The sequence below is a fragment of the Salinimicrobium terrae DSM 17865 genome (genome assembly GCF_000424665.1).
Taxonomy (GTDB): Bacteria; Bacteroidota; Bacteroidia; order Flavobacteriales; family Flavobacteriaceae; genus Salinimicrobium; species Salinimicrobium terrae.
The window spans coordinates 232,272-245,000 of sequence record NZ_KE384222.1; the positions used below are offsets into that span (position 1 = coordinate 232,272).

The 12,729-nt window shown below is 41.6% G+C and carries 9 protein-coding genes; 4 read left to right on the plus strand and 5 right to left on the minus strand.

What is annotated here, in order from left to right; genetic code table 11:
• Window positions 1-9 precede the first annotated feature (9 nt).
• Together H148_RS0115540 and H148_RS0115545 are read right to left on the minus strand one after the other, a co-directional pair.
• Window positions 10-2,004, minus strand: coding sequence for a PAS domain-containing hybrid sensor histidine kinase/response regulator (locus tag H148_RS0115540; protein WP_037325453.1), 1,995 nt, complete (start codon window positions 2,002-2,004; stop codon window positions 10-12).
• Window positions 2,005-2,006: 2 nt separating this feature from the next.
• The gene (locus H148_RS0115545; protein WP_029035624.1) at window positions 2,007-2,828 is read right to left on the minus strand and encodes an alpha/beta fold hydrolase; all 822 of its coding nucleotides are present in this window, start codon (window positions 2,826-2,828) and stop codon (window positions 2,007-2,009) included.
• Between the two features lie 214 nt (window positions 2,829-3,042).
• Here H148_RS0115545 and H148_RS0115550 point away from each other — a divergent pair, with 214 nt between their 5' ends.
• Complete coding sequence (locus H148_RS0115550) at window positions 3,043-3,243, plus strand: hypothetical protein (RefSeq protein WP_029035625.1); 201 nt, start codon at window positions 3,043-3,045, stop codon at window positions 3,241-3,243.
• Between the two features lie 35 nt (window positions 3,244-3,278).
• Window positions 3,279-3,749 (plus strand): PRC-barrel domain-containing protein, encoded by a 471-nt coding sequence (locus H148_RS0115555; RefSeq protein WP_169578586.1) that lies wholly within the window; start codon window positions 3,279-3,281, stop codon window positions 3,747-3,749.
• Between the two features lie 253 nt (window positions 3,750-4,002).
• Here the strand turns inward: H148_RS0115555 and H148_RS0115560 are convergent, their stop codons facing one another.
• The gene (locus tag H148_RS0115560) at window positions 4,003-4,653 is read right to left on the minus strand and encodes a fasciclin domain-containing protein (protein WP_051286540.1); all 651 of its coding nucleotides are present in this window, start codon (window positions 4,651-4,653) and stop codon (window positions 4,003-4,005) included.
• 341 nt (window positions 4,654-4,994) lie between these two features.
• Here H148_RS0115560 and katG point away from each other — a divergent pair, with 341 nt between their 5' ends.
• The gene (katG, locus tag H148_RS0115565) at window positions 4,995-7,256 is read left to right on the plus strand and encodes a catalase/peroxidase HPI (RefSeq protein ID WP_029035628.1); all 2,262 of its coding nucleotides are present in this window, start codon (window positions 4,995-4,997) and stop codon (window positions 7,254-7,256) included.
• Between the two features lie 418 nt (window positions 7,257-7,674).
• On the opposite strand, the gene H148_RS0115570 is transcribed toward katG, so the two are convergent.
• Together H148_RS0115570 and H148_RS0115575 are read right to left on the minus strand one after the other, a co-directional pair.
• Window positions 7,675-9,663, minus strand: a complete 1,989-nt coding sequence (locus H148_RS0115570) for a S9 family peptidase (RefSeq protein WP_037325454.1) — start codon at window positions 9,661-9,663, stop codon at window positions 7,675-7,677.
• Between the two features lie 180 nt (window positions 9,664-9,843).
• Window positions 9,844-11,028 (minus strand): DUF4126 domain-containing protein, encoded by a 1,185-nt coding sequence (locus H148_RS0115575; RefSeq protein WP_156877275.1) that lies wholly within the window; start codon window positions 11,026-11,028, stop codon window positions 9,844-9,846.
• A 565-nt stretch (window positions 11,029-11,593) separates the two neighbouring features.
• On the opposite strand from H148_RS0115575, the gene H148_RS0115590 reads away from it, so the two are divergent.
• Entirely contained in the window at window positions 11,594-12,661 is a 1,068-nt protein-coding gene (locus tag H148_RS0115590; protein ID WP_029035631.1) for a CNNM domain-containing protein, read from the plus strand.
• Window positions 12,662-12,729: the final 68 nt, after the last annotated feature.

The window sequence follows — 12,729 nt, forward strand, 5'->3', positions numbered from 1 at the left end:
CAAAAATGATCAGGATAGATCTTCCCGTTTTATAGCTTTTAAGCCGGAGATAATCTTCTCAAATTCATGTAGGATCTCCTGTTTCTTGTTAGGTAGATCTCTTTGATGTGCTTCAGAATCCTCAAGTAATTTCCTGTAACTCTCTACCGCATCCGCCAGTTTTTCGGCTTGTATGTAGTGCAGGTTCATCTTATTCTTGTGGATGAGGTCATCAAGTTTTTCGCTATCGCTTTGAGTTGCAGCATCGGTGAATTCCTCTTTAAATCTTTGAACGCTGTTGAGGGAATTCCTGAGTAATTTTTGGAGAATATCAGGATTTTGATTGGAAACCTGCAACAGGCGTGTAAGGCTGAATGCTCCTTTTCCGTCTTCTGTAGAAAGATTGTCCGGTGAGGGCTTTGTATCGGGATTTGTAGAAGAAACTGCTATTTCTCCGGGTTTATCTTTTGAATTCTCATTAAGAAAATGAAGAATGATATCCTGAAGTTCGGCGGGATCAAAAGGTTTGGGTACATAAACACTTATTCCTGCCCGGCTCATTTTTAAGCTGACATCTCCTCTTCCTGAAGCCGACAAAGCGATGATAACAGGTTTGTTATTGGGCTCAAGTTCCCCGATTCGGGTGGAGGTTTCATAGCCATCCATCTTTGGCATATGTAGATCCATCAGCACAATATCATAGTGCTTCTTTTTAATTGCATCAATTGCTGCAGCTCCCGAATTTACTGTGGTATGATCCAGTTTCCATTCCTGTAAATATTGAGAGATGATGAATAAATTGGTAAGGTTATCATCAACCACCAGAATCTTGGCGCCCGATTGGGCCATGACCTCATTTACCCGCGTTCTTCTGTGATCTTCGGGAGCCATGTTGGATAATTTATACTCCAGGAAAAAACTGAATTTTGAACCTTTACCTTCCTCACTTTCCACTTTTAGTTCACTGCCATGCATTTGAAGGAGCTTTTGGCTTATGGTAAGTCCCAATCCTGTGCCTCCAAATTCCAGGTTTACATCATAGCTTGCCTGGGAAAATTCCTGGAAAATAGCTTCAAGTTTGTCTGCGGGAACTCCTATCCCGGTGTCGGAAACAGAGAATTGGAGGCCTACCTTTTCTTTCTCCGATTTCTGAAGATCAATTTCTAATTTTACAAAGCCTTTTCCGGTAAACTTAATGGCATTTCCAAGAAGGTTTGTGAGCACCTGGTTAAGCTTTACAGGATCTCCGAGCAGGTGGTCCGGTAACCCTTCAGGAAATTCAGTTTTAAGCTCTATATTTTTTTCTGCTGCTCTTATTTTAAAAGAATGGATAAGCACTTCCAAGAGGTTTTTTAAACTGAAGACCCTTTCTTCAAGTTTTACCTTCTGCGCATCGAGTTTGCTCAGGTCAAGAAGGTTATTCACCAGCTCTAAAAGATTTTCTGAAGAAAGCTGAAGAATCCTCGCATATTCCTTTTGAAGATCATTAAGACTTGTCTTATGCAGGAGATTTCCAATTCCTACTATGGCGTTTAAAGGGGTGCGAATCTCATGACTGATTGTAGAAAGGAACTCGGCTTTCGCACGGGTTGCCTTTTCTGCTTTTTCTTTACTTTCTACAAGAACTTTTTCAAATTTCTTCCGGTCGGTAATATCAATTACCGAAGTCCGGTAAGAGAAGATCCCGGGTTTCGATGCACTTAGTTGGTTAACATTGAGAAGGGCCGGGAAAACGCTCCCGTCCTTTTTAACAAGGTCAAAATTAACTTCTTTGACAAAACCCTGCATCCTGATGAGGGGAAAGAAATGGGTTTCAAAATAGATTCTGCCGCCAATCCCAAATAGGGTCTGGATCTTTTTTTGTTGTACAACTTCTTCCTTCTTATAACCAAGCAGGTTTAGAAGGGTTTTATTGATTTTAAAAATAGTGCCATCGGCAAGAAAAGAGACGTACCCAAAAGGGGCATTCTCATACAGGTCTTCAGCCGATTCTTCAGGAAGATTATTGAAAGACCCGTTCTCCATAATTACGCGGCAGGGGATTTCTGCAAAAATTCTTTCATAATCTCAACGGTCTCTTCAGGAGCGCTCAGATTCGGACAATGTCCTGTAGCCTTTAATAAGCTAAAGCTACTGTTCTTGATGTTTTTATGCACATATTCCCCTACTTCTTTCGGAGCTATTACATCTTCCGAACATTGCATCACAAGAGTTGGGATCTCCACTGAAGCCAAATCCTGCCGGTTATCGGAAAGGAAGGTTACCTTTGCAAAATGTTTGGCAATCTCAGGGTTCGTCCTGCAAAAACTGTTAGTCAATTCTTGCCCCAGTTCAGGTTTTTCACCATTCCCCATTATTACTGGAGCCATATTGGCTGCCCAACCCAAATAATTACTGTTAAGGGCTTCAATGAGCGAATCAATATCTTCCCGGTTAAAACCTCCCTGGTAATCGCCGTCATTGATGTAGCGGGGGGAAGGGCCAATGAGGATTAACCTGGAAAAGCGTTGCGGCTCCTTATTTGCGGCGAGTACGGCAATCATGGAACTTACTGAATGTGCTACAAGGATAACCTCCTGCAGGCCTAATTCTTCACATATTTCCAGTAGATCTTCTGTATAACCTTCAAGGGTATCGTATTTTTCAAAGGAGTACTGGGTCTCGTCGGAATTTCCCGCACCGGTGTGGTCAAAAAGAATGATCTTATAGTCTTTTTCAAAAGCAGGATAAACATACCTCCACATATTCTGGTCACACCCGTAGCCATGTGCAAAAAGCATAGGCTGAGTCCCTTTGCCAAAAATCTTTACATTGTTTCTCTTTAACGGGGAGGTAGTTTTTGATTCCATCTTTTGGATTTGTTACAAACATAATCCTTTTTTAAAGAAGATAAGGAGATCCGGGATAACCGGTTCTAATAGTAAAAGATTAAGGTCATTATTTTGATCAATTAACGTTCTGACAACCTCTTTCTGAAGTGTTGGAAATGTCAAAATCGGGTTAATTTTTAGTCAGGTAGGTTTAAGATGTTTATCTTATAGGGAGATCCAAAACATTTGTGAAATGGCTAAAATTGATGTAGAAGAAAAAAGAGGAAACGCTCCAAAGACGAATAATTCAAAATGGTACATAATAGCTGTCATTGTTATTATAAGTATAATAGTTGCCTGGATAGCACTTTCTGACGATAACAGGGCAGATGTGGAGATTCCGCCGGAACCTGTTGTTCTAAAGGATAGAACCGGTACCCGGCAGGTAATATGACCTCAGGAAAATTTAGGGGAAAAAATCAGCAGAAAATGGAAGAAAATCGAAAAACCGGACATCTGGAAGAACTGGAGCATAAACACTGGTATGACATTTCCAGTGATGAGCCCAATGTGATGCACTGGAACATTATTGATGATGCAGGAAAGAAAATAGGGGTGGTAAAGGACCTGCTTTTTGACAGGGAAGCTAAAAGAGCGAGATATCTCATCACGAATTTGAAGGACGGCATGCTGGAAAAGCATATTCGGGTTCTGGTTCCGGTAGGAAGGGCCAGACTTAATAAAGCAGACAAAAGGATCATTCTTCCTGCTGTGAGCCTGCAGCAATTAAATCGACTCCCGGAGTACAAAGGGGTCGAATCCCTAACCAGCAGGGATGAACAGACCATTCGGGATGTTTTTTCAGAGAATGAACCTGATAAAAATGCACAGGTTCATGACAGGGAGCAATTCTATGAACATGATGATTTTAAAGAAGAACAATATCTGGGCAAAAGCTAATCTTCATCCGGAAAGATTTTGAAAAATGCCATTTTTGAAAGGTTATAAAAAAACCTGAATAACCGAGTGGGCCGCTTTAAGATGTTCTTTTACTTCCAATACTTAGCCTATGTTCCAATTTCACTCCCGGGGTGTGTTGCGGTATTGAAAACAGCTGGCAAAGCCTGTATTTTTTGATAATTCGCTCTTACTTATAATTCCCAAAAAAACGGCTATCAAAGTTGATAGCCGTTAATAAAATCGTATCTATATTTTATTGAATGGGTAAAAGCACTTCGTCAATTACGTGGATAATTCCGTTTGAAGCAGAAATATTCGCACTTGTAATCTTGGCAGTAGCACCTATAGCTGTGATCTTACCTTGAGGATCCACATTAAAACTTTCTCCCAACAAGGTTTCTATGGTACGATAGTTTTTCGGCGGCACTACGCTGTTTGCAGCCCTTCGGCCTTCCGTAACATGATATAGTAGTACGTCCAATACGAGTGGGGCAGGAAGATCTGTAATTTCATCTACCTCTTCAAGGTTTTCATAAAGTTCAAAAAACGCCTCATCTGTAGGTGCAAAAACCGTGTACTGGTCGGTTCCGTTTAGGAACAGGTCTACCAGTCCTGCCTGCAGTTCCTGGTCAACATAACTCAATGCGGCTACCAACTCATTAAAGCCACCTTCTATGGCAATTACTGCAATAGGATCATCTCCCGGTGCCGGGGCGCCTTTTTTCACTGCCGCAAAAAGATCAGCATTTTCAAGAAAGGTAGCATCAGCCGTTGCTACATTCTGCTCAGGTAGTTCCATTTCTTCCTTTTCACAGGAAAGGAGAAAAATTGAAAGAACGGTCAAAAAAAAGAGGTGAAGGAGCGATCTGCTACGCTTTACACTCAGGGTTGTGCAATTTTTCATTTTTAAAATTTTTAGGTTTATAATAGATTAAAGATAAGCATCTTAGTCATATTGTTTATATAATTAACTTTTTATTTAAACAAAATAATTATAACAGTTTTGTTTGGATCAGTTGTGTCCTGAATTTTATTGAAAAGATGATACAGATATACTATGGGTTTTCTGGGCAACTTGGGTTTTCTATTTTTTAGGTGCTTCGGAAATTAACCTGTTAAACTTATTTTCTATTGAACTATAAATTCTTTTCTCCTGAAGTATCAGTTTTTACTATAAGCAGGTAAAACTAATAAGTATTAATTATTGTATTTTTATAGTGATTCATTAACCAAAACATAATTACAATGGCAGACAACGAACATCGAAATTCTCCCGGCACTCACAAGGCCTGGGAAGTAAACGAATCCAGCAGATGCCCTTTCCTTGGCGGGGCAGTTGACAAAACTGCCGGAAGCGGAACTTCAATCCGTGACTGGTGGCCAAATATGTTGAACCTCCGCATTTTGCGACAGCACTCCAACCTCTCCGATCCTATGGATGAGGATTTTAATTATTCCGAAGAATTCAAAAGTCTGGATCTGGCGGCAGTAAAAAAAGATCTTCACGAGCTTATGACCGATTCCCAGGACTGGTGGCCGGCAGATTATGGGCACTACGGCGGACTTTTTATCAGGATGGCCTGGCACAGTGCCGGTACTTACCGCATAAGCGACGGCCGTGGAGGAGCAAGTTCCGGTTCTCAAAGATATGCACCTCTAAACAGCTGGCCCGATAATGCCAACCTTGATAAAGCACGGCTTCTGCTGTGGCCAATTAAGCAGAAATACGGAAGAAAGATCTCCTGGGCCGATCTTATGATCCTTACAGGGAACGTAGCCCTTGAGTCAATGGGATTAGAACCTTTTGGTTTTGCAGGTGGCCGTGAAGATATATGGGAGCCTGAAGAAGATATCTACTGGGGTTCTGAAGGGGAATGGGTAGGCAACAAAGAACGTTATGCTAACAATAACGAACTGGAACAACCCCTTGCAGCTTCCCACATGGGCCTTATCTATGTGAATCCCGAAGGTCCTAATGGAAATCCAGATCCCCTGGGTTCTGCAAAGGACATTCGTGAGACCTTCGGCCGTATGGCTATGAATGATTATGAGACTGTGGCGCTTATCGCCGGGGGGCATACCTTCGGAAAAACCCATGGAGCGGCAGATCCTGTGGAACATGTAGGTGCAGAACCGGCAGGGGCAGATATCACCGAAATGGGGCTGGGCTGGAAGAATAAATTTGGTACCGGAAATGCCGGTAGTACCATTACCAGCGGACTCGAAGGAGCATGGACTAACACGCCTACTAAATGGAGTAATGGTTTCTTTGATAATCTCTTCGGTTTTGAATGGGAATGTCACAAAGGTCCCGGTGGTGCCTGGCAGTGGAAGCCAAAAGATGGCGCAGGAGAGGGGACTTTTCCCGATGCTCATGATCCAAATAAGAAGCATGCTCCATTTATGTTAACCTCTGATATTGCTCTTCGGGAAGATCCCGAATACTACAAAATATCTAAACACTTTCATGAAAATCCCGATGAGTTTGCAGATGCCTTTTCAAGGGCCTGGTACAAATTAACTCACCGTGATATGGGACCTATATCCCGATATCTGGGACCTGAAGTACCTTCAGAAGAACTCCTTTGGCAAGACCCTATTCCGGCAGTAGATCACGATTTAGTTGATCGTGATGACATCTCTAAGCTGGAGAAGAAGATCTTTGATTCAGGATTAACAGTTTCACAATTGGTGACTACCGCCTGGGCTTCGGCATCAACTTTTAGAAACTCCGATAAACGAGGAGGAGCTAATGGGGCGCGTCTTCGCCTGGAGCCACAAAGACACTGGGAAGTGAACAATCCGCCGAAACTTCAAAAAGTTTTGACCAAACTTGAGGAGATACAGGAGGAATTCAATGGTGCCCAAAAAGGTAACAAGAAAATATCCATGGCAGATCTTATTGTTTTAGGTGGAAATCTTGCTGTTAAAAAAGCTGCGAAAGATGCCGGTTATGATGTTGGTGTTCCCTTCGCCCCCGGAAGAATGGATGCCCTCCAGGAGCAGACAGATGCCGAAGCTTTTGAGCCGCTTGAGCCGCGAGGAGACGGTTTTCGCAATTATGTGAAGAAAAGTGAACATATCGGAACCTCGGCAGAGGAGATGCTGGTAGACAGGGCGCAATTGCTGTCTCTCACACCTCCCGAAATGACAGTTCTCGTAGGCGGAATGCGTGCAATGGGAGCAAATTATGATGGTTCTAACCACGGAGTATTTACAAAGCGCCCGGGACAGCTTACCAATGATTTCTTTGTGAATTTAATGGATATGACTACTACCTGGAAAGCCCAAAGCGATGCTCAGAACATCTTTGAAGGGCGAGACCGTAATACTGATGAGGTAAAATGGACCGGCACCAGGGTTGATCTGATTTTTGGTTCCAACTCAGAGCTTCGTGCCCTTTCTGAAGTCTATGCGCAGAATGACTCAAAAGAGAAGTTCGTTAAAGACTTTGTAAAGGCCTGGGATAAGGTTATGAACCTTGACCGTTTTGATTTAAAGAATTAAAATAAAGCACAGGCAATAATAAAAAGGCGATCTGGAAACAGACCGCCTTTTTCAGAATACAATTAGCAATGAACAATTATCCAAAGAAGTGAAAAGTGGACAGAGGGCAGTAAAAGTTACTGTCAACTATAAACATTGCGGTGTTCTTTAACAATTTTTGAGGCTTTTGCGGGAAATGAGCAGGAAACTCCAGATATAGCTGAAACGAAAAACACCTGCGGGAAATTGTTTTCAGGAATCATCAGCAGTCTCTATAGGAATGACGGAAATGCCTTTCTAAAGTGCCCTTTTTAAAAGGGAAGAAGGAGTAAAATCCTTGTTTGCCTGTTGCTACTGTAATCATTATATATGGAAAAGAAAAAAAGAACCCTTAAAATTCAATCTTAAGGGCTCTTTTTCTTAAAGGGAATTCTGATTTTTATCTGGAACCAAAATTTATATCCGTTTCGGGCATTTCGTTGCTTCCCTCTTGCAGGAAAGTATTGAACCAGCGCATCATGCGAATGCTATAATCATACCTGGCGGTCGACTTCCTGTTTCCGTGGCCTTCTCCGGGATATAGAATTAGTCTTACCGGGTTATCTGTTCTGGTTTTTATGTGGCGATACAGCTCATATGACTGCCCGGGATCTACACGGGTATCTTCCTTCCCATGAAGTATCAAAAGCGGAGTTTCAGACTGATCTGCATAGTAGATTGGGCTTCTTTCCAGGAAGAACTGGTAATCATCCCAAATCCTTTTACGGCTGTGCACCAGGAACATTTCTTCGGGAATATCACTTGTTCCCCATTTTGATAGGTTATTGCTTATACCTACAGACATTACTCCGGCAGCAAACCGTTCGGTATGGCGGGTGGCCATCCAGGCAGTAGCATAACCTCCATAGGATCCTCCGGTCACTCCAACCCTGTCTCTGTCTACGTCCTGGTTTTCTATAAGATAATCTACTCCGTCAATAATATCATCAAATTCTTTCCCCCCGGGATCTCCCTGGCTGGACTTGGCAAACTCAACTCCGCGACCTGTACTTCCGCGGTAATTAGGATAGAAAACTGCATAACCCTCACCGGCTCCCATTTGTCCAGGCATACTGTAAGAAGTAAGCCAGCCATTGTCATAGTGGGCTTCGGGTCCACCGTGAACTACAGTGATAAGAGGTGTTTTTCCGGTTTTTGATACAGGATGAATCAGGATTCCCTCGATTTCCATTCCGTCGGCAGCTTTGTAGGTGATCACTTCCTGTTTTCCTAATTTTTCCTGATCTAACCAGGGATTGGAATTAGTAACACGAGTTGCAGAGGAGGCTTTTCGATCTAACATAAAAAGTTCCCCGGGGTGTTGTGCCGTGTTTCCAACAAAGGCTATTTCACCATTATCGGCAACAGAGAAGCCTGTGATACTGATATTGTCATTCCTGTACATCTTTTTCATTTTTCCATCCAGACCTAAAGTACCTATACTGCTGTAAACTCCTTCGCTTGCGAGATAGGTGAGGGTTTTGTTATCTTTCCATACGAGATCTTCAAATTTTCCGAGGAAATGGGCCTGTAGGATTTCGGGACTTCCACCGGATGCTTCAGCAATAAAAATCCTACCGTCAATCGGGTCATGTTGATCTTCTCCCGCAATGAACGCAATCCTGTTTCCGTCGGGACTCCATTTTATGGGACCTAATTTGGCTTTGTGATCTATTTGTGCGGTAACATTCAGGGAATTTGCATCAACTATATAGATCTTTTGTCCGGTGTAGAAATCATCTACCAAAGAGGAAGGAGCTGCAGTTACGGCAATCTTGCTTCCATCCTTGCTCCAATGTGCTCCCGTAACGTGTCCCTGCACCTGCAGAGAGCGGGGAGAAGGGCTGTTCAGGTCTACTAAATAAGCAGTGGAGCTTCGGATATCTTCTTCGTAAATCTCAGGTTCATAGGGTAGCTCTGAATCCCGGTCTTCTTCAGTCTCATGGGAAATGAAAACCATGGTACTGCCATTTGGGTTCCAGTCATAAGAGGTAATAGAATTATCAAATTCGTACAACTTTTGAGCTTCTCCGCCATTCATTCCTATTTCATACAGGGAGGCGAATTTGTCCTCTCCTTTTCTGGCGGTGAAGGTGAGGCTGTTGTGCCCCGGCCTGAATTTTACATTTGAAACGCTGTAGGCTGTAATAAAAGGCATGGTAGCATTGGTCGATTTATCATAAACGTAGAGATGAATATTAGCCGGTGCGTTTTCTTCCGTAGGCGGCATGGGTTTGAGATGTTGATAGACAACTCTTTCCCCGCTCTGAGAGATAAGGGCGTTAGTGATATATTCCATTTTTGCAACATCTTGTGGCGTTAACACGTTTTCCTGCGCAAAAGCGACATGGCAAACAAGGAACATGAGTAATGTAAAGGATCTTTTCATTTGAATTTTTGAATTAAGTTTATACCTAATAAATTTAGCACCTTAAGATAAGGGAAAATGAGCATTTCCCCAAGTCGGTTTTTTAATCTTTGTCCTTGCAAACAATTCAGGTATTAATCATTTGTAACCTTGGAGATTAGCGTTGCTGTTACATTTCTTCAGAAGAAAATTGGATGAAAATCAGATTGAACTACTTTGAACAAACCGGCGTTTCCAGATAAAGTATCTTAAAATGATGTAAACGGGGGCGGCAATGAAACCTAATGCTATTCCGAAGATAAAGAAGAGAAAAGTCAGGAATTTGATAAAGATCTTTGTGAGAAAAGATTTTCCTTTGGGAACATACCGGCGATAGGGAGAGAAGAGGTAGACATTCGCCAGCACTGCACTTATGACAAATCCAATAATAGGGATGAACCCCAGCAGAAATGAAACGCCTGTGAGTTTGTAAAATCTTTTGTCCTGGTAACTAATAAAATCTTTTGGAGTTGGAGAATCGAATAAGGTGGAGCCGCAGAGTTCGCATTTCTGAAATAATTTTGTGCTTTTCAGTTTGTTTCCGCAATCGGGACATTTGCGATGGGAAGCAAGGTGGAGCCGGTGTTTCTCCAGATTAGAGATTAGCTCCTTTTTCCGTTGGCCAAAAATCCCGATCTGATGAACTTCTGGCTGCGGAGTTTTGCAGTTGTGGCATTTTACTGCGAAGGGCAGGTTCATTTCTCCACAATTAGGACACGCCTGTTTTTGCTGTTCCAGTTTTCGTTCGGTTCTTTTCTTCAGGAGAACAAAAAAAGCTATTCCCAGCGCATAAACCACAACCATTAAGATTCCGAGCCAGATAAGCAGCAAAAATCCGAACAGGACCAGGCTGTCTTCGAGCCAACTGCTTATTTTACTGATGTAAAAGTTATCGTCCTCGTCTATGTCTTCTAAAAAGGTGATAAAATCCCTTCTTAAGCCGGCAAGCCAGTGCACCGCGAGGGTTCCGAAAAGCAGAAGGATCCAGAGGGGATCAAAAGCAGCCCATTGCACTTCCTGAAGCACTTCCACAGAGGCTTCATCAAGGATGTCGAGGTTTATGATGAAAAAAATTAGCGGCTTAAGGTAAGTTTCGGCATCTTTTAAAAAATTCCTGATTTCGGTACTTTTATCTCCTACGATCTCCACGAAACTTAACCCACCCAACGTAAACAGAACCCAATCCTTAGTAATGAAAGTATCTTCAGCAGGTGATATAATATTTCCCATACCGGGAAAATATTCAGGATACCTTAAAAAAAGGGCTGCCAGAAATGCCGGAAGAAAAGTTCTCATGGAGAACAATGGGATCATGCCTAAAATAGTAACAATATGGACAAAACTCATGTTAGTGGGTTTAGGAGAGAAAAGATAAAGAAAAATTCGTGCAGGAGAAGATGGCCGGAAGATTTTGAAAATTAATAGTTAGTTTTAATAAGGTGTCAAAAAGGGGTTTCTGCGAGTTCTTTTATAACTCCAATGAAGTTACTACATGTGAGATACCAAGACAGGTAGAAGGAAATTCTCGACAATCTTAACCGGTAAAATTACTTCATTTTCCTTTTTCCTTTAAATGTTATTACGTCCCCCCAACAAAATAAAATTTATTTTCTGCGGAACAATTTTTGTTGGATATTTGCCAGGAATATGGACTGAAATTAATGGAGTGTGGAAAATAAAAAAATCTACTTCATAGATGAGGTCTCAACTTGAAAGGTTATTCTTTTTAATTAAAAAGAAAACCACCCAAGAAAAAAAAATTTAAAATGGATACCGACCCCGACCCCGATAGTTGTAGCTGTATACTGCAACAACTTAGTTTCTTTTTTTCTTTCATTGAACACAATGTTTCCGGGCATTTTTTAGAGCCAAAAAGTTTTTTAAGTAATCAATTTATCTTAAGAACATTATAATGGCTCTTCTATTCACTTATTTGTTTATTGCCTTATTTACGTCGTTTCTCTGTTCAATTGTTGAGGCAGTTTTACTTTCCACTCCAATTTCATACGCTAAGGCTAAAAGAGAACAAGGAAGTAAAAGTGCCGAAAAGTTTTTGATATTAAAAGAGGATGTCGATAAACCACTTTCTGCCATTCTATCCTTAAATACTGTGGCTCATACTGTTGGTGCCGCGGGAGTGGGTGCCCAGGCGACAATTGTTTTTGGGGAAGCATCTTTTGGTATCGTTTCGGCTGTTCTTACCATTCTAATTTTGGTTTTAACCGAAATTATACCAAAAACCTTGGGTGCCAATTACAGTAGAGAACTTATGACCTTTACAACTACCATTGTACGGGGAATGATCGTCCTGACTTATCCATTGGTCATTATGTCAATGTTTCTAACACGATTTTTGGCCAGAAAGAATAAAGAGTTAACTACCAGCAGGGAAGAAATTTCTGCCCTGGCATCCATAGGGACAGAAGAGGGGATCTTTGCCGATAAAGAAAATAAGATCATTCAGAATCTAATCCGGTTGAAGTCAATTCGTATATCAGAAATAATGACCCCCAGAATAGTAGTGGTAGTTGCCAACGAGGAAATGACGCTCCAGGAATTTCTTATAAATAAAGAGTTTTTGCACTTTTCACGGATTCCGGTCTATCATGAAAGTCGGGACAACGTCACAGGTTATGTGTTTAGAGAGCTGGTTTTTGAAAAACTGGCTGAAGATCAATTTCACCTGAAATTAAAAGATATAAAAAGAAACATTTCCACCTTTCCCGAAACCCAAACTCTGTTTAAGGTTTGGGAAGAGTTATTGCATCGAAAAGAACAGATCTCTCTTGTTATTGATGAGTATGGCGGGATGGACGGAATTTTAACCTTGGAGGATATTATTGAAACTCTGTTGGGATTCGAAATTGTAGACGAAAAGGACCGTGTGGAAGACATGCAACAATACGCAATGGATCGCTGGAAAGCAAGGCAGAAAAAATATCAGCTTTTAAAAGATGATCCCCACAATTCTGTAGATTAAATACCATTTATTTCTACCTTAACAAATAACTTCTTATTAATCAGTAAATTTAGAAGAAATCAACTTTA

What these genes read in the sequence shown, in the direction of transcription:
- H148_RS0115555 (WP_169578586.1), top strand. Translation starts at nt 3,279, where the DNA reads ATGGAAGAAAATCGAAAAACCGGACATCTGGAAGAACTGGAGCATAAA.
- H148_RS0115590 (WP_029035631.1), top strand. Translation starts at nt 11,594, where the DNA reads ATGGCTCTTCTATTCACTTATTTGTTTATTGCCTTATTTACGTCGTTT.
- H148_RS0115550 (WP_029035625.1), top strand. Translation starts at nt 3,043, where the DNA reads ATGGCTAAAATTGATGTAGAAGAAAAAAGAGGAAACGCTCCAAAGACG.
- H148_RS0115540 (WP_037325453.1), bottom strand. Translation starts at nt 2,004, where the DNA reads ATGGAGAACGGGTCTTTCAATAATCTTCCTGAAGAATCGGCTGAAGAC.
- H148_RS0115570 (WP_037325454.1), bottom strand. Translation starts at nt 9,663, where the DNA reads ATGAAAAGATCCTTTACATTACTCATGTTCCTTGTTTGCCATGTCGCT.
- katG (WP_029035628.1), top strand. Translation starts at nt 4,995, where the DNA reads ATGGCAGACAACGAACATCGAAATTCTCCCGGCACTCACAAGGCCTGG.
- H148_RS0115575 (WP_156877275.1), bottom strand. Translation starts at nt 11,028, where the DNA reads ATGAGTTTTGTCCATATTGTTACTATTTTAGGCATGATCCCATTGTTC.
- H148_RS0115560 (WP_051286540.1), bottom strand. Translation starts at nt 4,653, where the DNA reads ATGAAAAATTGCACAACCCTGAGTGTAAAGCGTAGCAGATCGCTCCTT.
- H148_RS0115545 (WP_029035624.1), bottom strand. Translation starts at nt 2,828, where the DNA reads ATGGAATCAAAAACTACCTCCCCGTTAAAGAGAAACAATGTAAAGATT.